Annotated in this window: 14 protein-coding genes; 11 read left to right on the forward strand and 3 right to left on the reverse strand. The window is 51.5% G+C overall.

The genetic code is table 11. The features are described 5' to 3' along the window. The first annotated feature begins 42 nt into the window (after nucleotides 1–42). The 10 genes from ACKPCD_RS03375 to ACKPCD_RS03420 all read left to right on the forward strand — a co-directional run bounded on the left by ACKPCD_RS03375 (nucleotide 43) and on the right by ACKPCD_RS03420 (nucleotide 15,052). A complete protein-coding gene (locus ACKPCD_RS03375) occupies nucleotides 43–2,715 on the forward strand; it encodes a lipocalin-like domain-containing protein (RefSeq protein WP_321434001.1) in 2,673 nt (890 codons plus the stop codon). A 213-nt stretch (nucleotides 2,716–2,928) separates the two neighbouring features. Continuing rightward, nucleotides 2,929–3,513: an NfeD C-terminal domain-containing protein gene (locus tag ACKPCD_RS03380; RefSeq protein WP_086990034.1), complete on the forward strand. Its 585-nt coding sequence runs from the start codon at nucleotides 2,929–2,931 to the stop codon at nucleotides 3,511–3,513. Beyond that, entirely contained in the window at nucleotides 3,514–5,028 is a 1,515-nt protein-coding gene (locus tag ACKPCD_RS03385) for a flotillin family protein (RefSeq protein WP_086990031.1), read from the forward strand. A gap of 168 nt (nucleotides 5,029–5,196) precedes the next feature. Next, nucleotides 5,197–6,294 (forward strand): glycerol dehydrogenase, encoded by a 1,098-nt coding sequence (locus ACKPCD_RS03390; protein ID WP_068561546.1) that lies wholly within the window; start codon nucleotides 5,197–5,199, stop codon nucleotides 6,292–6,294. Next, nucleotides 6,291–7,403, forward strand: a complete 1,113-nt coding sequence (gene ald / locus ACKPCD_RS03395; RefSeq protein ID WP_321434002.1) for an alanine dehydrogenase — start codon at nucleotides 6,291–6,293, stop codon at nucleotides 7,401–7,403. The genes ACKPCD_RS03390 and ald overlap by 4 nt, the downstream gene beginning before the upstream one ends. A 131-nt stretch (nucleotides 7,404–7,534) precedes the next feature. Beyond that, nucleotides 7,535–8,608: a GntR family transcriptional regulator gene (locus ACKPCD_RS03400; protein ID WP_068561544.1), complete on the forward strand. Its 1,074-nt coding sequence runs from the start codon at nucleotides 7,535–7,537 to the stop codon at nucleotides 8,606–8,608. Nucleotides 8,609–8,773: 165 nt separating this feature from the next. Further along, the gene (locus tag ACKPCD_RS03405; RefSeq protein ID WP_321434003.1) at nucleotides 8,774–10,384 is read left to right on the forward strand and encodes a xylulokinase; all 1,611 of its coding nucleotides are present in this window, start codon (nucleotides 8,774–8,776) and stop codon (nucleotides 10,382–10,384) included. A 16-nt stretch (nucleotides 10,385–10,400) separates the two neighbouring features. Beyond that, the gene (locus ACKPCD_RS03410; protein WP_119092681.1) at nucleotides 10,401–11,099 is read left to right on the forward strand and encodes an L-ribulose-5-phosphate 4-epimerase; all 699 of its coding nucleotides are present in this window, start codon (nucleotides 10,401–10,403) and stop codon (nucleotides 11,097–11,099) included. A 13-nt stretch (nucleotides 11,100–11,112) separates the two neighbouring features. Continuing rightward, complete coding sequence (gene araA / locus ACKPCD_RS03415) at nucleotides 11,113–12,537, forward strand: L-arabinose isomerase (RefSeq protein ID WP_319215133.1); 1,425 nt, start codon at nucleotides 11,113–11,115, stop codon at nucleotides 12,535–12,537. Between the two features lie 109 nt (nucleotides 12,538–12,646). After that, a complete protein-coding gene (locus tag ACKPCD_RS03420) occupies nucleotides 12,647–15,052 on the forward strand; it encodes a phosphoketolase family protein (protein WP_321434004.1) in 2,406 nt (801 codons plus the stop codon). 307 nt (nucleotides 15,053–15,359) lie between these two features. On the opposite strand, the gene ACKPCD_RS03425 is transcribed toward ACKPCD_RS03420, so the two are convergent. Together ACKPCD_RS03425 and ACKPCD_RS03430 are read right to left on the reverse strand one after the other, a co-directional pair. Beyond that, nucleotides 15,360–17,141 carry an ABC transporter ATP-binding protein gene (locus ACKPCD_RS03425; RefSeq protein WP_321434005.1) on the reverse strand — a complete coding sequence of 594 codons (1,782 nt, stop codon included), beginning with the start codon at nucleotides 17,139–17,141 and terminating at the stop codon, nucleotides 15,360–15,362. Beyond that, nucleotides 17,122–18,879, reverse strand: coding sequence for an ABC transporter ATP-binding protein (locus ACKPCD_RS03430; RefSeq protein WP_321434006.1), 1,758 nt, complete (start codon nucleotides 18,877–18,879; stop codon nucleotides 17,122–17,124). Before ACKPCD_RS03430 ends, ACKPCD_RS03425 begins: the two co-directional genes overlap by 20 nt. A 123-nt stretch (nucleotides 18,880–19,002) precedes the next feature. Here ACKPCD_RS03430 and ACKPCD_RS03435 point away from each other — a divergent pair, with 123 nt between their 5' ends. Next, nucleotides 19,003–19,842, forward strand: coding sequence for an AraC family transcriptional regulator (locus ACKPCD_RS03435; RefSeq protein ID WP_321434007.1), 840 nt, complete (start codon nucleotides 19,003–19,005; stop codon nucleotides 19,840–19,842). A 324-nt stretch (nucleotides 19,843–20,166) separates the two neighbouring features. On the opposite strand, the gene ACKPCD_RS03440 is transcribed toward ACKPCD_RS03435, so the two are convergent. Beyond that, nucleotides 20,167–21,741: a response regulator transcription factor gene (locus tag ACKPCD_RS03440; RefSeq protein ID WP_321434008.1), complete on the reverse strand. Its 1,575-nt coding sequence runs from the start codon at nucleotides 21,739–21,741 to the stop codon at nucleotides 20,167–20,169. Nucleotides 21,742–21,753: the final 12 nt, after the last annotated feature.

A 21,753-nucleotide genomic window follows, 5' to 3' on the forward strand; every position in this document is an offset into this window, starting at 1 on the left:
AAGGGGGCGTTTTTTATCATTACCAGGTCAAGAATATCCAAGTTGTTGCTTTGCGGTATGGCCATCAGCATGGCTGCAACGGTCCAGTCCAAGTCACAGGTGCACGCGGCAGAATCAGATGAGCCCATCACTTTCTCGAATGCATCGGTCCACGATCCTTCCATCATCCAAGATCAGAAATCCGGGATGTATTACGTATTCGGTTCGCATATCGCAGCCGCGAAATCGCCGGATCTGATCAATTGGCAGAATTTCACCAACGGCTACACCAGTACGGACAACACGATTTACGGTGACCTGAGCGGAAACCTTTCCAAATCCTTCGCTTGGGCCGGGGAAGATGATGCTGACAGCAAAGGCGGCTATGCGGTCTGGGCGCCGGATGTCATCTGGAACAAGCAGTACAGAAATGCGGACGGCAGCAAAGGCGCCTACATGCTGTACTACAGCGTTTCATCTACTTACATTCGTTCGGCTATCGGCTTGGCTGTGTCCAAGAATATCGAAGGACCCTACACATATGTCGATACGATCATCTATTCCGGATTCACGGAGGAAGAAACGTATGATGCGAACAGTGACGTCAACAAGCAATGGGAGAGCACAAATATCGATGAGCTGATCGAAGAGGGCGTACTGGAAGAGCCTAATCCAGAGTGGTTCACGGAAAACGGTGTCTACAACAATGCGGAATACACGAACGCCATCGATGCCAATGTCCTGTACGACAAGCAAGGGAAACTGTGGATGACGTATGGTTCGTGGTCGGGCGGGACCTTCATTCTTGAATTGGACAAAAAGACGGGCATTCCGCTTTACCCGGGCGAAGACGGCGTGACTAAGGACGGCCGAATGATCGACCGTTATTTCGGAACCAAGATCGCCGCCGGGTATGGGCGTTCTTCTGAAGGGACTTATGCCGTCTACGACAAAAAAGCAGGCTATTATTATCTTTATTTGACATATGGTGGATTGGCGTCTGACGGCGGCTACCAGATGCGACAATTCCGTTCGAAGTCGATCACAGGACCTTACGTGGATGCAGCAGGAAGCGAAGCCGTCTATCCCGAAACCTTCGACAAAGGTGTAGGCAATTTCCCCGGGGTCAATGACCATCAGGATATCGGCAACAAACTGATCGGGAACTTCCTGTTCACCCGCGAATTGGGTGAGGACGGAACCGGGGACGGCGTCGGCTATCTGTCGGCGGGACACAATTCCTATTACATCGATGCCAAAGCTGATAAGGAATTTCTCGTGTTCCATACCCGCTTCCCGAACAAAGGCGAGACGCATGAAGTGCGTGTCCATCAGACGTTCAAGAACAGCAACGACTGGCCGGTTCCGACACCGTATCGCTATGCCGGCGAGACGATAACGGAAGTGACCCAAGAAGAAGTCACCGGCACTTACAAATTCGTCAACCACGGCAACCAGATCACCGGCCAATTGACGGAATCCACACTGATTCAGTTGCAGGCTGACGGTACGGTTGCGGGGGCACAGGCAGGCACATGGCGGCTGTATGATGATTATCGGGTTGAGCTGAAACTGGCTGACGGCACTTATGACGGGGTGTTCATCAACCAATGGGATCCGACGACAGAAGCGTGGGTCATGACCTTCAGCGGCATGTCCGAGAGCGGACAGGTCATCTGGGGAAGTCAAAGGAGTACGACAACGGACGCGCAGCAGATGGAGAAAATCAAAGCGGAACTTTCTGCGTCCATGCCGGAATCCGTCGTGAAGAACATCGAGTTGCCGACTACCGCTGCGGGCGGAACCACTATCCAATGGACTTCCTCCGATCCTGCAGTCATTTCGGAAACAGGCGTCGTCACACGTCCCGAAGCGGACCAACCGGCAGCGATCGTGACGTTGACGGCACTTATCCAAAACGAGCTGCAATCGGAGCAACTCAGCTTCGAAATCCAAGTCGAACCGAAGGAAGCCGGCAAGCTTTCGGCTTATTATTCCTTTGATGAGACCTATCAGAATGCGGCAGGCGATCAAACCGATGCGCAAGTGACCGGGGACCGGATCAACAACACAGGCGGAGCTGTGCCGTTCGTTGAGGGTATCAAAGGGCAGGCTGCTTCGTTCGACGGTAAATCCGGACTGTCGCTTGGAAAGGGCTTGATCACCCAGAATGCCTATACCGTAGCTTTTTGGATCAATCCAGCTGAGTTGAATCAGTTCACGACGGCCTTCTTCGGGGCTGCCACTGAGCAAAGTTGGATCAGCCTGACGCCTGTAGGTCCAGCCAACCAGACGATGCTCTGGTCCGGTCAGCAATGGTATGATGCGCCGATCGGTTCCACCATCCCGGCTGATACGTGGAGCCACGTGGCCTTTACCGTTTCGGATGGAAAGGTTGCCGTCTATATCAATGGCGAGGAACGGTTCGCGGGTGAGGCGTTCCCGAACATCTTTGAAGGTTCAGCTGCATCATTCGGCTTGGCCGTCAACTACTGGGATCAGCCGTTCAAAGGTCTGATCGATGAATTGTACATCCAGGACGGCATCGTCCTCCCGGCGGATGAAATCAAAGCGCTGTACGATGAAGGGGCCGCAGTTAATCCTGATGCGCTCGTCGCCGAAACATCCGTCAGCCAATCGACTTTATTGTACGGCGGACTTGCTATCGGAGTTATGGCCATCGCTAATGTTTCGGGGATTTACTTCAACAAGTCAGGTAAGAAAACAGAAGAGTAGTTCATCCGAATGGGGAAGCCATGTTTTCCTTGAACGGAAATGCAAAGAGGCCGGATCGCTGTATCGGGGCCTCTTTTGTTGATTGCCGACAAGGCCGGATTTGAATAGCCCGGAAGGGTTCTGGCTTTACTTCAGACTCTATTTGTTCGATAATGAACATGAATGCGGCTCATTTTTGTGACAAAAAATTTATCGAAAGGAGGATGACGAAATATGATTACACTTTTCCGAACGATTGAGCCGTTGGAATTGCTGTTCATCATTGGTGTGGCCGGCACTGTCTTGACATTCCCGCTCAATGATATTTTGTCTGTGGGCTTCTACGATATCACTGATTTTTTTCTGGGCATTTTGACGGCGAGCCTGCTCGTCAATGCGCTGCAAAAATCGGATAGTTGGTCAAATGCCTCGTTCGCAGTGGCTTTTCTGGTTGTTTCAGCTTTCATCATCGCCTTCAAGATTTTCTTTGTCCTGCCCTTATTGAAGCGCGCGGAAAACAGCACCATCACCAGCTCAAAAGATTTGGAAGGCAAAGAAGCGACGGTGACCGTGCCGATCGGGCAGAAAACGATCGGTGAAATCATCGTATCGACCGGATTCGGTAAAATGAACAGAATGGCGCTCATCTATGCCTGTTCCGACACCGCGGATATTCTGAACATCGCCAGCGGAGAAACGGTACTGATCATTGAAGTGCGGGATAACATCGCCTATGTCACGCCCTACAGAAATGCTATCCACAGCCCTGTGGATAAAACGACTGAATGGAATCAAAAAAAATATAAAGGTGGAAAATAAATGACGAATTTTTTAGATCAGTTTATGGGTATCGGTATTTTAGTGGTTTTATTGGTGGTTGCTTTGATCATTTTCATCGGGCGCTACAAAACGGCTTCGCCGGATAAGGCGCTGATTGTCAGCGGGAGTTTTCTTGGCAGCAAGAATACGCACATCGACAAAGCGACCGGCAACACGATGAAAGTGGTGCGCGGCGGTGGTACTTTTGTCATCCCGGTATTTCAGACAGCCAAGGAGCTATCGCTCTTGTCGAGCAAATTGGAAGTCAGTACGCCGGCTGTCTACACGGAGGAAGGGGTTCCTGTCTCAGCTGACGGAACAGTTATCATTAAGGTCGGTTCCACAGTGGAAGAAATAGCCACAGCAGCCGAACAGTATTTAAGCAAGCCGACAGAGGATCTGGAGAATGAAGCCCGCGAGGTTTTGGAAGGCCATCTGCGCTCTATTCTGGGTTCCATGACGGTCGAAGAAATCTACAAGAACCGCGATAAGTTTTCGCAAGAAGTCCAGGCAGTCGCCAGTGTTGATTTGGCTAAGATGGGCTTGGTCATCGTCTCTTTCACCGTGAAGGAAGTGACCGATGAAAATGGTTATCTGGATGCTCTGGGACAACCGCGGATCGCCCAGGTCAAACGGGATGCGCATATCGCTCAGGCTGAAGCCGATAAGGAGACGCGCATCAAGCGTGCCCAAGCGGAGCAAGAATCGAAGGAAGCCGAAATTTTGAGAGAGACCCAGATTGCGGAATCGAATAAACAGAAGGAATTGAAGCTGGCGGCATTCCGTCAAGAGCAGGACGTAGCCAAAGCAAAAGCCGATAATGCTTATGCGCTGGAAAAAGCGCAGCTGGACATCTTGTTGAAAGAAAAAGAAATGAACGTTGACATAACGGAACGTGTGAAACAAATCGAACTGGAAGAGAAAGAAATCATCCGGAGAGAAAAACAATATGACGCAGAAGTGCGTAAGAAAGCTGATGCAGAGCGGTATGCCATCGAAACCAAAGCGGCTGCCGACAAACAAAAAGCAATCTGGGAATCCGAAGCAAGGGCCAAAGAGAAGGAACTGAACGGTTTGGCGGAATCTGCCAGCATCCTTGCGATCGGGGAAGCCGAAGCGAAAGCGAAGGAAGCTTTAGCGAACGCGTTGAAACAATACGGGGAAGCAGCCATCTTGACGATGCTGATCGAAAAATATCCGGATATCGTGCGTGCCGCTGCGGAACCGATCTCCAATATCGACAGAATCACGGTAATCGATGGCGGCAACGGCAGTCAAGGGGCTGCAAAAGTGGCCAACTATGCCAGTCAAGTCCTCACTGCTACCCAGGAAGGCCTCAAAGAAACGACCGGAATGGATGTGACTGCTTTGATCGAGTCTTTCATCGGAAATAAAAATATCGGCAGCAAACTGGGCGCGCTCAATGACACCTTGTCTGCAGACATTTCAGCTGATAAGGAGATCAGTCCAGCGGCAGCCGGCAAAGAACCGGAATCGGGAGTAGCAGTTTCTTAAAAGTAGGCATACAGCCAAGGCCTAACAGTCAGAATATTCATAAAATCAGAATCCTTCGGAAGCCCAAAAGCTCCGAAGGATTTTTTTTTTGACCAGAAAAAAACGGGGCGTAATTGTGGTAAAATCATTATATGATAATTAAATCACAATTGGAAAAGGGGCGCGCATATGGCTTATCGTGTTTTTCGGTCGCCTAGCCGGTATATTCAAGGAGTAGGCGCTATAGACATATTAGGGAAGGAAACGGCTGTCTATGGGAAAAGGGCATTCCTGCTTACGGACGATTTCGTTTGGGGCTTGCTCCAGGAAAAAGTGGAACGGGCGCTGGAGGGTTTTCCTTACCATTATGAAGCCTTCACTGGCGAAGCCTCGATTGATGAAATGGTCCGTTTGGCTGACGCGGTCGCCGATGTCACTGCGGATGTGGTCATCGGTCTCGGCGGCGGCAAAATCATCGATGTCGCGAAAGGCATCGCAGCGGCTTGTGATTTGCCGGTCGTGATTGTCCCGACCACCGTTTCCACGGATGCACCGACCAGCGCCATCTCTGTTCTCTATACCGAGGACGGGTTGTTCGATCATTACCGGTTCTATGCGAAGAACCCTGATTTGGTGCTCGTGGATACGCAGATCGTTATTCAAGCGCCGATTCGATTCTTCGCAAGCGGTATGGCGGATGCCTTGGCTACCTGTGCAGAAGCGCTGGCAACGAAAGCCTCGGGGGAGAATGCTTTGGCCGGCGGTTTGCCAACGATTGCCGGCACCGCTATTGCGGAAGCGTGCGAAGAAACCTTATTCCGTGAAGGACTCAGCGCATTCGCTGCTGTCCAAAAAGGCTTGGTGACGCCGGCTGTCGAGGCGATCGTCGAGGCGAACACGCTGCTGTCGGGACTGGGTTTTGAAAATGGTGGCTTGGCCGCCGCCCATGCCATCCACAACGGATTCACGGCCATCAAAGGCGAGGTCCATCGCTTGACGCATGGGGAAATAGTCGGCTTTTGCCTGTTGGTCCAACTCATACTTGAAGAGCGCCCACAAGAAGAATTCAAAAGGTACAGCCGTTTCCTGGCCGCAATCGGGATGCCGACGACTTTGGCCGAGATGCATCTGACCGGAGCCACGCGTGAAGAGCTCCTTGAAATCGGAAAGCTTGCAGTGGCGCCGAGCAACACCATGAAAAATCTAAACAAAAACATAACGGCTGAGCAAGTCGTCGCCGCCATTTTGGCAGTGGATACATTCATCGGAAAGGAAGAAAAAGAATGATCATTGGAGTACCGAAGGAAATCAAAAATAACGAAAACCGCGTGGGAGTAGTGCCGGCAGGTGTGCAGATGCTGGTACAGAACGGCCACCAGGTAATGGTCCAATCCGGATGCGGTGTCGGATCGGGATTCGAAGACGGACAATACGAAAAAGCGGGAGCGAAAGTGTTGGCAGACGCAGGCCAAGTCTGGGCCGCGGAAATGGTCATCAAAGTGAAGGAACCGTTGGAATCGGAGTACAAATACTTCCGCGAAGACCTGATTCTGTTCACATACCTGCACTTGGCGGCCGCACCGAAATTGACGGAGGCGATGCTGCAAGGGGGCCTGACCGCAATCGGCTACGAAACGATGGTCGGCAAGAAAGGGGACTTGCCGTTGCTGACGCCGATGAGCGTCATAGCGGGCCGTCTTTCCGTCCAGATCGGCGCGCAGTTCCTGGAAAAACCATACGGCGGTAAAGGTATTCTGTTGAGCGGCGTTCCGGGTGTTGCGAATGGGAAAGTCGTCATCATCGGTGGCGGTGTGGCCGGACGCAATGCTCTGCAGATTGCGTTGGGTTTAGGTGCCCATTGCACGATCCTGGACGTCAGACCGGAAATATTGACGGAAATCGAAAATTTGTACGGAAACGCGGTCATTACGTTGCTGTCGAACGAGTGGAACATTGCCCATGCCATCAAGGATGCTGATGTCGTCATCGGGGCTGTCCTGATCCCAGGCCGGAAAGCGCCTACGTTAGTGACCGAAGAAATGGTGAAAAGCATGCAGCCGGGTTCCGTGATCGTCGACATCGCCGTGGATCAAGGCGGTATTTTCGAAACCGAAGATCGCACGACCACCCACGACAATCCAGTCTATGAAAAATACGGCGTCCTGCATTATGCGGTGCCGAACATGCCTGGTGCCGTCGCACGCACTGCCACGATTGCGTTGACAAATGTGACCTTGCCTTATGCTTTGGAGATTGCTGATCAGGGAGCAGTCCAAGCGGCAAGAAACAATCCGACCATCCTGACCGGATTCAACGTGCACAACGGCAAGTTGACGAATAAAGATGTCGCCGAATCGGTCGGTGCAGCCTACACCCCAATCGAAACTTTGTTGTGAAAGTTACCGGAATCCCTGCTATATCAAGCAGGGATTCCGTTTTTTGCATAGTATCCATCAATGGGCACTTGTATTTTTCTGCACAGTTTACTATACTATTTGTACGGACATATATAGAGGGAGAACATACGATGAAAACAAAATACCAGGTGATTGCCGATGAGATACGCTCAAAAATACTTTCGAACGAATTCGTGGTAGGTAAAGTCATTCCGCCCGAACTGCAATTACAGAAGGACTATGGAGTCAGCCGCCATACCGTCCGGGAAGCGATCGCCTTGTTGGTGAATGAAGGCTTTTTGCGCAAGGAGAAAGGTTCCGGGACTTACGTCGACGATACGTATCAGAGACGTGGTGACGGAGTGTCTTCGAGCAAAACGATCGGCGTTATCACGACGTATCTGTCGGATTATATTTTCCCGTCGATCATCCGCGGCATCGAGCAGAAGCTGCGGGAAAATGGCTACTCCTTGCTGTTGGCGAGCACGAACAACGATGTCGATCAGGAGCGGGAGTGTCTGGAACAGATGCTCAGCCAAGGCGTCTCGGGGCTGATCGTGGAACCGACAAAAAGTAACCAATACAATCCAAATTTGGCTTATTATCTATCCTTCAAGGAACGCGGCATTCCGGTCGTTATGATCAATGCCAACTATGAGGAACTGTCGGTCCCGTTCATTTGCGTCAATGACACGAAAGCGGGCTATCTCGCTACGAAACATCTGTTCGAGCAAGGCCATCAGCATTTGGCGCTGATCACGAAAATTGATGACCTGCAAGGGAAGTACCGCATGAAAGGCTTCATCAAAGCCCACGAAGAGATGCGTACAAATTTCGATCCGAAAAATGTCTACACGTACACAACAGAGACGAAGGCGCAAGTTTTCCAAACGATTCGGGAGAAACTGGCGAGCGATCAGGAAGTCACCGGAATCGTCTGCTACAACGATGAAGTGGCGCAGGGCTTGATCCAAGCGCTTGCTGACATGGGCAAACGGGTTCCGGAAGATTATTCAGTGGTCGGCAACGACGATTCGTTCCTGAGCACGGCAGGCAGCGTCAAGCTGACGACGCTTTCCCATCCGAAAGAAGAATTGGGAGCGGCAGCTGCTGAATGGATCATGCTGGCCGTACAGCAAGAAGTGACAGGCAACAAAATATTCGAGCCGGAGCTGATCATCCGCGATTCGGTCAAACGGATCTGATAACTGAAGAATGAAGCTGTCCCAAAAACTGGGATGGCTTCTTTTTTTGTGTTCGGACAAATATTTAAATTACTCCTTTACATGTACGGACATATAGAATATAATGAATCCAAGAAGAACGGACAGCATCCGCAAAAGGGTGTACCGCAAAAAGGAGGAAATATTTTGACTGAGAAGTTACAAGCGATAGTCACTGATATCGAATCGCGGCAGACGAGCATCGGAATCGAATTCGGCTCCACCCGCATCAAGGCGGTGCTGATTGACTCCCGCTTCGCTCCGATCGCATCCGGCAGTTACGAATGGGAAAACCAATTGGTGGAAGGCATTTGGACGTATTCATTGGACCAGATTTGGAAGGGCCTTCAGACAAGCTATGCAGAACTGACGCGCGAGGTTAAAGAGAAATACGGCGTGACCTTGACCGCAGTCGGATCGATCGGTTTCAGCGCGATGATGCACGGCTACATGGCGTTCAATCAGGAAAATGAATTATTGGTGCCGTTCCGGACTTGGCGCAACGCCACTACGGCTGATGCCGAAAAGGAATTAACCGCACTGTTCAAATACAATATCCCGCAACGCTGGAGCATTGCTCACCTGTATCAAGCGGTTTTGAATAAGGAAGAACATACAAATGAAGTCGCTTTCTTTACGACTTTGGCAGGCTACATCCATTGGCAACTGACAGGCAAGAAAGTTTTGGGAATCGGCGACGCATCCGGGATGTTCCCAATCGATGTCGAGAAGAAAAATTACGACGAACGGATGATTGGTCAGTTCGATGCATTGGTCGCAGAAAAAGGCGCGACTTGGAAATTGGCGGATCTGCTGCCGGAAGTATTGTTGGCAGGGGACGCGGCCGGGAATCTGACGGAAGCGGGAGCCAAACTGCTTGATCCGACTGGCACACTCGAAGCGGGCATCCCGTTATGTGCGCCGGAAGGGGACGCCGGAACCGGTATGGTCGCCACGAACAGCGTGGCAGAACGCACCGGAAATGTATCCGCGGGGACTTCGGCATTTGCGATGATCGTCTTGGAGCAGGACTTGAATGAAGTGCATCCGGAAATCGATCTCGTGACGACACCGGCAGGCAGTCTGGTCGCGATGGTTCATACCAATAACTGTTCATCCGACATCAACGCCTGGGTCAAGCTTTTCCGGGAATTCAGCGAGGCAGCCGGTTTCGCGATTGATACGGACAAATTGTTCGCCACTTTATTCAACAAAGCGCTTGAAGGCGATACCGATTGCGGCGGATTGCTCTCGTACGGCTATTACTCGGGCGAGAACATCACCCATTTGGCGGAAGGACGGCCGTTGTTTGTCCGCACACCGGAAAGCAACTTCAACTTGGCCAACTTCATGCGCGTGCACCTCTTCACCGCTTTCGGTGCAATGAAGATCGGCATGAACATCCTGAAGCAGGAAAATGTCGCAATCGACAAAATCGTCGGCCACGGCGGCATCTTCAAAACCCCTGAGGTCGGCCAGAAAGTGTTGGCTGCCGTCATGGACGCACCGGTCACCGTCATGGAGACGGCCGGAGAAGGCGGGGCATGGGGCATCGCATTGTTGGCTGCCTACGCTGACCGCAAGGAAACGTCAGAGACTTTGGATGCATTTTTGGACAAGAAAGTATTCGGTGCCGATGAAGGCATCACGATCGCTCCTGATGCGCGCGACGTTGAAGGTTTCGGAACTTTCATCGAACGTTACCAAAAAGGGTTGGCGATCGAACAGGCTGCAGTCGAGCATTTGAGTTTGAGATAGAAGGGAAGGAAACATCTTGCTGGAACAATTAAAAGAAGAAGTTTTTCAAGCCAATCTGGAATTACCGGAACGGGGACTGATCAAATATACGTGGGGAAACGTCAGTGCGGTTGACCGCGAAAAAGGCTTGTTCGTCATCAAGCCCAGCGGCGTCGGCTATGACGACATGAAAGCGAGCGATATGGTTGTCTGCGACTTTGACGGCAACGTCATCGAAGGGGATCTGAACCCGTCATCCGACATGCCGACGCATGCCGTCCTGTACAAAGAATTCCCGGAAATCGGCGCGGTTGTGCACACACATTCGACTTGGGCCACGATTTGGGCGCAAGCCGGATTGGATGTGCCGGCCATGGGCACGACACATGCCGATACTTTCTACGGCACGGTTCCCTGCGCGCGTTTCCTGACGCAAGCGGAAATCGACCGGGGTTACGAGGAAGAAACGGGAAACGCCATTGTGGAAACGTTCCGCGAACGCGGCATCAAACCGATGGAAGTTCCCGGCGTATTGCTGCATGGGCACGGGCCCTTCACTTGGGCCAAGGATGCGAAGGGTGCTGTACTGAATGCGGTCGTATTGGACGAGGTCTGCAAAACCAACCTGTTCGCCCGTCAATTGAATGCCTTCGCGGAAGAACTGCCGCAACGCATTCTGGATAAACATTATTTGCGAAAACACGGAGAAAACGCCTATTACGGGCAGAAAAAATAGAGGAGCTGGAGATATGTTAGAAGTAGGAAAAAAAGAATTTTGGTTCGTAGTCGGTTCACAACATTTATATGGTGAAGAAGCTTTACAAACAGTTAAAAACAATGCGGCTGTTATCGTGGAAAGCCTGAACAACAGCGGCAAACTGCCTTATCCGCTTGTGTTGCAGGAATTGGCGGTAACGCCCGATACGATCACGAAGATCATGAAAGAAGTGAATTACCGTGATGAAGTGGCAGGTGTGATCACTTGGATGCATACCTTCTCGCCAGCCAAAATGTGGATCCGCGGAACGAAATTGTTGCAAAAACCGTTGCTGCATCTGGCAACTCAATTCAACGAAAGCATTCCATGGGCAACAATCGATATGGATTTCATGAACCTGAACCAAGCAGCACATGGCGACCGCGAGTACGGCTTCATCAACGCGCGCCTGAAAAAGAACAACAAAGTCGTTGTCGGCTATTGGGAACGTGAAAATGTCCAAACCCAAATCGCGGAATGGATGGATGTGGCGGTAGCCTACAATGAAAGCTTCTCCATCAAAGTGGCGCGTTTCGGCGATAACATGCGTAACGTTGCCGTGACCGAAGGCGATAAAGTGGAAGCGCAGATCCAATTCGGCTGGACAGTCGATTACTACGGCATCAGGGATCTAGTGGACTATGTCGATGCGGTCGCAGATGCAGAAGTCGATGCTTTGTTCAATGAATACAAAGATTTGTATGATTTCGACTATGGCGACTATGAGCAAGGCAAATGGGAAGCGCACGTAAAAGTGCAGGCGCGTCAAGAAATCGGCATCCGTCGTTTCTTGGAAGCGGGCGGCTATACTGCCTTTACCTCAAACTTTGAAGATCTGCATGGCCTGCAACAATTACCAGGTCTCGCAGTACAACGTTTGATGGCAGAAGGCTACGGATTCGCAGGCGAAGGCGACTGGAAAACAGCAGCAATCGACCGCTTGATGAAGATCATGTCCCACAACATCGACACCGGCTTCATGGAAGACTACACGTATGAAATGGCTGAAGGCAGAGAAGCGATTCTGCAATCGCATATGTTGGAAGTCGATCCAGGACTGGCAGTCAACAAACCGAAAATTCTGATCGCACCATTATCGATGGGGAATCGTGAAGAGCCTGCCCGCCTTGTATTCGACGGCAAAGCAGGGGACGGCGTTGTCGTTTCGATGGCTGACTTCGGAACGCACTACAAATTGTTGGTGAATGAAGTTGTTGCTTTTGAACCGACTGAGGCAGCTCCGAACCTTCCTGTCGCACGCGTCCTTTGGGAAGTGAAACCGAATTTCCATGACGGCATCCGCGCTTGGATCGAAGCTGGCGGCGGTCACCACACTGTTGTTTCATTGAGTTTGAGCACAGATCAGATCCTGGCTTGGGCAAAACTTGTCGGTCTTGAAGTAGCCTTAATCAAATAGTTTTTTTCAATCGGTTTGACAGTAAATCGTCAAACCGATTTTTTGGAGGACATTTGTGAAAGTGTTCGCAAGCGTTTTCAATAATAAAAAATGAAAAGGAGCAATAAAAATGACTGCATTCGATTCAAAAGCGTATCTGGATAAGGTGGATGCCTTCTGGCGCGCCGCCAATTTCATCTCCGTGGGACAGCTGTACCTGAAGGACAATCCCTTGCTGCAACGCCCGATCGAGGCGACTGATGTGAAGCTGCATCCGATCGGCCACTGGGGAACCATTTCCGGACAGAACTTCATCTATGCCCATTTGAACCGCATCATCAACAAATATGATCTGAACATGTTCTACGTCGAGGGACCGGGACATGGCGGCCAGGTCATGGTTTCGAACGCCTATCTGGACGGTTCCTATACGGAAATCTATCCGGACATCACCGAGGATCTGGAAGGCTTGACGAAACTCTACAAACAATTCTCCTTCCCCGGCGGGGTCGCTTCCCATGCGGCACCGGAAACACCCGGCTCGATCCATGAGGGCGGCGAACTCGGCTATTCGCTTTCTCACGCGACCGGCGCTATCTTCGACAATCCGGAAGTGATCGCGGCGACTGTCGTCGGTGACGGGGAAGCTGAAACCGGTCCGTTGGCGGCTGGTTGGTTCTCCAATGTGTTCATCAATCCGGTCACGGATGGGGCTGTCTTGCCGATCCTGTACCTGAACGGCGGCAAAATCTCCAATCCGACGATCCTCGACCGTAAATCGAACGAAGAATTGACGCAGTACTTTAACGGCATGGGCTGGGAGCCGTTGTTCGTGGAAGGGACCGATCCGGAAGCGGTGCATCCGATCATGGCGCAAGTGTTGGATACGGCTGTCGAAAAAATCAAAGCGATCCAAACCGAAGCCCGTAAAGGCTCCGCAGCCGAAGCGAAGATGCCGGTTTGGCCGGTCATCATTTTCCGCACCCCGAAAGGCTGGACGGGTCCGCAAACATGGGACGGTGAACCGATTGAAGGCGGCTTCCGCGCTCACCAAGTGCCGATTCCGGTAGATGCGCATCATATGCAACACATCGATGCGCTGGTGGATTGGATGCAGTCCTACCGTCCGGAAGAGTTGTTCACTGCCGACGGCCAATTGGTGGCTGAGCTGAAAGAAATGGCACCGAAAGGCGACCGACGGATGGCTATGAATCCGGTCACGAACGGCGGTATCGATCCGAAACCGCTCAATATTCCGGATTGGAAGCAGTATGCCGTCGACACGACGACTCCGGGCGCAGTCATTGCCCAGGACATGATCGAGTTCGGTAACTTCGCGCGCGACCTGGTCGTGGACAATCCGGATAACTTCCGCATCTTCGGACCGGATGAAACCAAATCGAACCGCCTGAACAAAGTCTTCGAAGTGACGAACCGCGTCTGGATGGAAGCGATCGATCCTGCGTATGATGAATGGCTTTCTCCGTCCGGCCGTGTCATCGATTCGCAGTTGTCCGAACACCAGGCCGAAGGTTTCCTGGAAGGCTATGTCCTGACTGGGCGCCATGGTTTCTTCGCCAGTTACGAAGCCTTCCTGCGCGTGGTTGATTCGATGATCACCCAACATTTCAAATGGTTGCGCAAAGCCAAAGAACAGACGTGGCGCAAACACTATCCGTCCTTGAATTTGATCGCGACTTCGACCGTGTTCCAACAGGACCACAATGGCTACACCCACCAAGATCCGGGTTTGTTGACGCACTTGGCTGAGAAGAAACCGGAATTCATCCGCGAATACTTGCCGGCGGATGCGAACTCCTTGATGGCCGTGATGGCGGAAACGATGGCTTCCGAAGAACAGATCAACCTGATCGTATCTTCGAAACACCCGCGTCCGCAATTCTACTCTGCTGAAGAAGCAGAAGTATTGGTGAAGGATGGCCTGAAAGTGATCGACTGGGCTTCGACTTGCGGTGACGAAGAACCGGATGTCGTGATCGCAGCAGCGGGAACGGAACCGAACCTAGAGGCACTTGCCGCAGTCACGATTCTGCACAAACAGTTCCCGACATTGAAGATCCGTTTCATCAACATCGTGGACCTGTTGAAACTGCGCCATCCGGATGTGGATCCGCGCGGCTTGAGCGACGAAGCCTTTGACGCCTATTTCACAGCCGACAAACCAGTCATCTTTGCTTTCCACGGTTTTGAAGGCTTGATCCGTGACATCTTCTTTGATCGCCACAACCATAACCTGCACATCCATGGCTACCGCGAGAACGGGGACATCACGACACCATTCGACATGCGCGTCTTGTCCGAGATGGACCGTTTCCACTTGGCGCAGGATGCGGCCAATGCTGTTTACGGCGAAGAAGCGTCAGCCTTTTCGCAAAAGATGACGGAAACGGTGGACTTCCACCATAAGTTCATCCGCGAGAACGGCGAGGACATTCCGGAAGTGATGGAATGGAAATGGGAAGCTTTGGAAGGTGCGGCAGCAGCCAAAGAACTGATCGCAAACAAAGCGGACTGACGTAAGAAAAACTGTTAAAAACATCAAAAAGATGCGTTCCCGCGCCTAGGAGCAACTGCTCCAAGGCCGGGAACGCATCTTTTTCGACATAATGAGATCCATTTATTTTTTCAAACATAGAAGAGCATCACCGCAGTTGTCTCATATATTTGCAAAGGGGTTCATGCATCTAAAAGATGTCTAGCTTCACGGGTTAGCCCTTCGGAAATTAGATAAATCTGACCCATTGCGCTCTACGATGCTCATTCAGGGCCAGATTTCCTAAATTTCTTTCAGGGCTGAACGAACCCGTTCCGCTTTTCCTTCTTCACACGGCCTGCAGCAGGTCGTATTGGGATTGGTAGAGATGGTGATACAGGCCTTTTTTGGCCATCAGCTCTTCATGGGTGCCGGCTTCGGCGATATTGCCTCCTGCCACGTAGAAGATCCGGGAGCTGTTTTTGATTGTCGACAGCCGGTGGGCGATGATGAAGGAAGTCCGGTCTTTCAGCAGTTTCTGGAGGCCTTCCTGCAGCAGTTCTTCGGTCCTGGTATCGATGCTGGCGGTAGCTTCGTCGAGAATCAGGATCTTCGGATCGGCAAGCAGGGCCCTGGCAAAGGAGAGCAATTGTCGTTGGCCAGCCGATAGGGTACTGCCGCGCTCTTCAACAACGGTGTGGTAGCCGTCCTTCAGGTTTTGAATGAAATCATGGGCGCGTACAACTTTCGCGGCTGCGATCACTTCCTCCTCGGTTGCATCGAGCTTGCCGTAGCGGATGTTTTCCAGAATCGTACCGGAGAAGATGAAGGTATCCTGCAGCATGACGCCCATTTGGCTGCGCAAGGAGCCGAGGGTGACATCGCGGACGTCGTGACCATCGATTTCGACGCTGCCTTCATTGATGTCGTAGAACCGGCTCAGCAGATTGATGACGGTCGTTTTGCCCGCACCTGTTGGACCGACTAAAGCGATGCTCTGTCCCGGTTCGATATGGAAGTTGACCTTGTGCAAAATATCTTTGCCTTCCTCATAACGGAAGGTTACATTTTCGAAGTCGACTGCGCCTTTGACTGGCGGCAACTCGTAGGCGTCCGGCGCATCCTGGATGGAAGGCACCTCGTCCAATGTTTCGAAGATGCGCTCCAAATAGGCCGTGGCAGTGATCAAGGAATTATAGAAGTTCCCGATATTGATGACGGGATTCCAGAAATTGTTGATGTAGCCGATGAAGGCGATCAATGTTCCGGTCGAAACGGACACACCGATCTGACGGATGCCCACAAAATAGATCAGGCAGGTCGTCAGTACCGAAATATTCAGTACACCGGGCCACATCAGGAATTGGATTTTGACGGCTTTCATCCAAGACGTCCGGTATTCCTCGCTGACTTCATTGAAGATGTCATAATTGACCTGTTCGCGGGCAAACGATTGGGTGATTTTGATTCCCGAAATGCTTTCGTGGATATAGGCGTTGAGGTTGGACTGTTTGTTGCTCAAAATCTGAAAGGCTATCCGCTGGCGCTTTTTGATGAACAGCACCAGTCCGAAGAGAACCGGCAAAAGAGCCATGCTGTAAAGCGTCAAGCGCACATCGATGAGAAGCATGAAGCCCAATGTGATCACTACATTGAAAAGGTCAGAAATCAGATTGATGAGCCCATTGCTCAGCAGGTCGCTCAGCGTATTGATGTAATTGACTACGCGGATCAAAATCTTGCCGTGGGGCCGGTTGTCGAAGTAAGCAAACGGCAGGCGCTGCAGATGTGCAAAAATATCGTAGCGCATGTCTTTCAGAATGTCCTGGCCGACTTCGGTGATGGCATAGATCCGATAGCGCATGCACCAGCCGATCAGCACAAGGGAAAGGATGAAGATCCCACCCAAACCCAACAGCTGGGGCACATTTCCTGACGGTATCAGGTCATCGATTGCAATTTTTGTGAAATAAGGTCCCGCCATGCCGGCGATGTTCGCCACAATGATGACAGCCAATATTTTTGAAATTGGTTTTTTGTAGGGGCGGATATAGCCGGCCAAGCGCCGGTAATGTCCCCAATTGAATTCTTGTTCTAAGCTTTCGTCGACATCATACGTATTGCGTGCCATTGATTTCCCCTCCAGTCAATCCGAGTTGTTTGCAGTAAACGTCATAGTATTTGCCTCGCTTGGCCAAAAGTTCCGCATGGGTTCCTTGTTCGACGACTTGGCCTTTTTCCATCATCAGGATCAGATCTGCATCCCGCACCGACGAAATCCGGTGGGCGATGATGAAGGTCGTTTTGTTTTCCGTCAATCCAAGTAACTCCTGTTGGATCTTCGATTCGGTTTCCATGTCGACCGCGGAAGTGGTGTCATCCAAAATAAGGATGGCCGGATCCTTCGCCAATGCCCGTGCCAAAGAAATACGCTGCTTTTGACCCCCAGACAAACCGACTCCGCGTTCGCCGACAATCGTGTCGTATCCTTGGGGCATACTTGTGATGAAGCCATCCGCATCGGCAATCCGGGCCATCTGTTGGATATAGGAGCGGTCTAACTGAGGATTACCGAAGGCGATGTTGTCCTCGATCGTATCTGAAAATAAAAAGACATCCTGCATGACCATGGCGATATTTTCCCGCAATTTGCGGACCGGGTAGTCCTTGGCATTTTTGCCATCGATCAGGACATTTCCTGAAGTCGGATCGTAGAATCTTCCTACCAGATTGACGAGCGTCGTCTTGCCTGAGCCGGTTTCGCCCAAAATCCCCAACGTTTGTCCGGGACCGACCGTAAAGGAAACGTGGGACAGGATATCCGTTCCGGGGTCATCAGAGAAGGCGAAAGAGACGTCGTCGAATGTGACGGTGCCCTTGATTCGTTGCTGCTCTGGGGCAGTCGTTATCGGAATCCGCGCCTCTGTATCCAGCATGTCGCGAATTTTGACGCAGGCGGCGGAGAAGCGCTGGACATCGTTGATGAGCCAGCCGCTCATCCGCATCGGCATATTCAGCATCCAGAGGAAGCCATTGAAGGCGACCAGATCTCCCATCGACATTTCCCCGCGGATGACGTACAAGCCGCCGAGCACCAAGGCGATTGCATTCAGTGTTCCGGCGAAACCGTCGAGCCAAGGGAGATACGTGCGGGATACGGAAGCGGAATCCAGATTGCGGCGCTTGAAGTCCTCGTTGTGCTTCGTGAATTTTTCGATTTCATGGTCTTCCCTCGCGAACGCTTTGACGATGCGGTTGCCGCCGATGTTTTCTTCCACCATCGAATTCAGGCGGGAGAAGCTTTCCCTGATCTGGAAAAACAGCGGGAAGGCTTTCTGGGACATCTTTTGCGTCAGGATGAAGATGATTGGCGTGACGGCCACCAAAGCCAGCATCAGCGGAAGGTGGATTGTGCCCATGACTGCGACGGCCATCACGAACCAGAGGATGCTTTCCAGGATGTTGTAGGTGACCCAGGAAACAAAGTGACGGATAGCATCGGTATCCCCGGTCATCCGGGCCATGATATCCCCGACCCGGGTATGGTTGAAGAAGTCGAAGTCCAACTCCTGCAGTTTCCGGTACATATCCTGGCGCAGCACAAAGAGTGTGTTTTGGCCGATCCGCTCAAACAGCATCTGGTAGCTGTAGCGGATGGTCGTCCGGAAGAGCGTGATGCCGATCATCAATGCCAAAATCGGCACCAATAAATTATCCTGCCCGCCATCGATGACTTTGTCGATCAATTCCCCCGCCAAGAGCGGATTGATGATGATCAGGAGGGCATTCAGGAAAATAAATAATAAAGCCAGTAAGCTTTTGGATTTGTATGCCTGTGCGTAGCGCCAAATCCATTGGTAATGATTCATAAGACAGTCCTCCTCAAAAAAAGTGTATGTTAACAGGTTACTGTTTTTTTTAGGAATGAGAATGGCTTTTCTTCGTCAGATTCCTGTACAATATAAGGGTATTCAACAGAAAGGACTTTTGCGATGGCCTACACACACGTACAAACATTCAATCCCGAAATTCTCTATGCTTTCGATCCGCTGAACGAAGCCGGAAACTATTCCAAAACGCACAGCCACAACTTTTTGGAAATCAGCATCCTGCTCGAAGGGGAAGCAGATTACTTGGTGGATGGGGAACGGCAGGACGTGGGAACCGGCACCGTCATGCTGTTCAATCCGGGAGTGAAACATGCGGAGCGGCAAAAAGAGGGCACATTTTCCCATCAACTGCATATCGGTTTGACGAACCTTTCGCTGAACGGGCTTCCCCGTAACCATTTTCCGAACAAACGCGCTTTGTTGGATCTTGGCTGTTATGCGGATGCCTTCATGGCGAAGGCGTGGCAAGTGACGAGGGAGTTCAATGAGCAACGGAGCGAATATCAGTTGATGGGGAAAGGGCTGATATTGGAGATGTTAGGGTTGTTGCTCCGCAGTCTGGAGGACGGATCCGATAACACGATTCCTTCGGCGCTTTCCCAAACGGCCGTGCGCCAACAGCATCTGGTGAACCATGCCGTCTATTATCTGGAAAACCACCATTCCGAAGAAATCACGCTGGAACAACTGGCGCAGCAACTCTTCGTCAGCCCGGCCCATCTTTCGAAAATCTTCAAGGAAGCGACCGGGTTGAGTCCGATCCATTACCTGATCCACGTGCGCCTGAAGCATGCGAAGGAACTGCTGAAGCAGGAAGAATGGACCATCAAAGAAGTGGCACAGGCTGTCGGTTACCAGGACGCGTACCACTTCAGCAAATTGTTCAAGAAATACTACGGAACCGCGCCTTCGCAAGTCGCTAAGGAAGAGCGAACGGTGTAGAGAGTATCAACACAAAGAAAAGGAGCCACCCCGAAATAATGGGTGGCTCCTTTTCTATATGGATTAAACGCGAATTATCATGCTCTGCGTAAACGCGTTCTGATTCGCAGGGGATTCCGCCTAAGCTGCTATTACGTCACGGCCAAAAAGCGGCCGTTCTCGTAATAGCCTCTTAGTGCTCACCCCCTAAACGCGAATCATCACGCTCTGCGTAAACGCGTTCTGAATCCCAGAAATCTGTGCCTAAGCTGACTACCACACGAGGACAAAAAGCGTCCTCTTTGTGTTAGTCCTCTTAGTGCTCGATTTCTAGAGCGGGATTCATCACGCTCTGCTGTGTGTTCTTCGGAATTCTTTGGGTGTCTGGCCTTCCCTCTTTTTGAAGAGGTAGCTGAAATAATTGGGATCGTTGTAGCCGATGTCCATCGCAATGGCGGACAGTTTGTCATCCGTCCCGACCAACAACTCTTTCGCATGCTGCAGGCGGCATTCGGTCAGGAAGTCGATGAATGTCTGCCCCAAGGACTGCGAGAAGATGGTGCTGAAATGCGACGGACTCAGGTTTACGGCATCCGCCACGACATTCAGGGAAATGTCCGGATCGGTAAAGTTCTCCTTTATGAATGCCAAGGCCTTTTGGATGACGCTCTGATACTTCACCATGGAAGGGTGGATGTGGGCCGCCATCAGGAAAGCCAGCAGCTTTTCGATGATCTGGGTATATTCCGCGGCATCGGCCGCCACCGCCGCCAATTGATCAAGGTCATTCATTTTTTCAAGCAAAGGCTGCTCCGAACCGGGCTTCTTTTTTTGGACAAGATGGCCCAGCTCGGTCAGCACGAAAAAGCGGAAGAGGCGGTTGCGTTCTTCAGTGTCCCCGGGCGTTCCCTGAAGCTCCAGTACCAGTTCCTCCAATTCATCCGCTTCGGTCTGGGCAATTTTCTGGGCCAGATCGAGTTTGAAAGGATTCGTCGGGGAAACTTCGCCGTCCTTGATGTCGTCCTCGTAGCTGATGATCCGTTCGGTCCGCAGCACCCCGTAAGTCTGGAGCATATTCTGCGTGTAGCGGTAGGCTTGCGGGATTTCGCTGAGCCGTTCAACAATCGGTCCGATAGAAACGATCAGGTCCTCCACCTCTTCGTCCTTCAGTTCATGGACGAGCGTCTGAGCCAGTTGGTAACTCTTTTCCAACAACCTGTCCGTGTCGCTGTCCATCAGCAGAAACTTGATGAAGCGCGATGAGATACTCGAGAAAATGATGCTTTCGTCCGCTCCGAAAAGGAAATGCAGATAATTGCTGAAACGGAAATAATCATCGAAATTTTTGTCGTAATGATTGGTGGCCAACACGACGCAGGTCTTTTTCCCTACCACCGAACGCTTCAAGGCCGCGGATTCCTGCAGCACTTCCGGAACCGACAAATCCCCGCGGAAGATGCCGTTCAGGAAATGATTTTTTTTCAGCTCGAAGACGAAATTATCCGCATGCGTATCTCGTTCCATGACGGGTTCTTTTTGTTTGTCCAATACCGTGATGACAGCCTCGAGCGTTTGGATCAGCTCGGTGTCTCTGATCGGCTTCAAAAGATAGGCATCCGCCTGCACTTGGATGGCTGTGCGCGCGTATTCGAAATCATCGAAGCCGCTGATGAAGATGATGCGGATCCAAGGGAAGATCTTCCGGACTTCTTTGGCCAAACTCAGGCCGTCCATGAAGGGCATCCGGATATCGGTCAGCAGGATATCCGGTTTGACGTCCATGATCGATGCCAAGGCCATTTCTCCGTCGGAGGCTTCCCCGGAAAAAATCAGCGGGTGCGTTTCGGCGAGGGACAGCAGCTGGTTCCGCAGGCTGTCCCGGATCAGGTGCTCATCCTCGACTATAAAGACTTTATACATGCTTGTTCGCTC

This window comes from Trichococcus flocculiformis, from assembly GCF_963662535.1.
GTDB classification, from domain to species: domain Bacteria; phylum Bacillota; class Bacilli; order Lactobacillales; family Aerococcaceae; genus Trichococcus; species Trichococcus flocculiformis.

Bases quoted from the DNA above. Each gene is read 5' to 3' on its own strand.
- ald (WP_321434002.1), top strand. From the start codon at position 6,291: ATGATCATTGGAGTACCGAAGGAAATCAAAAATAACGAAAACCGCGTG.
- ACKPCD_RS03400 (WP_068561544.1), top strand. From the start codon at position 7,535: ATGAAAACAAAATACCAGGTGATTGCCGATGAGATACGCTCAAAAATA.
- ACKPCD_RS03385 (WP_086990031.1), top strand. From the start codon at position 3,514: ATGACGAATTTTTTAGATCAGTTTATGGGTATCGGTATTTTAGTGGTT.
- ACKPCD_RS03435 (WP_321434007.1), top strand. From the start codon at position 19,003: ATGGCCTACACACACGTACAAACATTCAATCCCGAAATTCTCTATGCT.
- araA (WP_319215133.1), top strand. From the start codon at position 11,113: ATGTTAGAAGTAGGAAAAAAAGAATTTTGGTTCGTAGTCGGTTCACAA.
- ACKPCD_RS03425 (WP_321434005.1), bottom strand. From the start codon at position 17,141: ATGGCACGCAATACGTATGATGTCGACGAAAGCTTAGAACAAGAATTC.
- ACKPCD_RS03380 (WP_086990034.1), top strand. From the start codon at position 2,929: ATGATTACACTTTTCCGAACGATTGAGCCGTTGGAATTGCTGTTCATC.
- ACKPCD_RS03440 (WP_321434008.1), bottom strand. From the start codon at position 21,741: ATGTATAAAGTCTTTATAGTCGAGGATGAGCACCTGATCCGGGACAGC.
- ACKPCD_RS03390 (WP_068561546.1), top strand. From the start codon at position 5,197: ATGGCTTATCGTGTTTTTCGGTCGCCTAGCCGGTATATTCAAGGAGTA.
- ACKPCD_RS03430 (WP_321434006.1), bottom strand. From the start codon at position 18,879: ATGAATCATTACCAATGGATTTGGCGCTACGCACAGGCATACAAATCC.
- ACKPCD_RS03420 (WP_321434004.1), top strand. From the start codon at position 12,647: ATGACTGCATTCGATTCAAAAGCGTATCTGGATAAGGTGGATGCCTTC.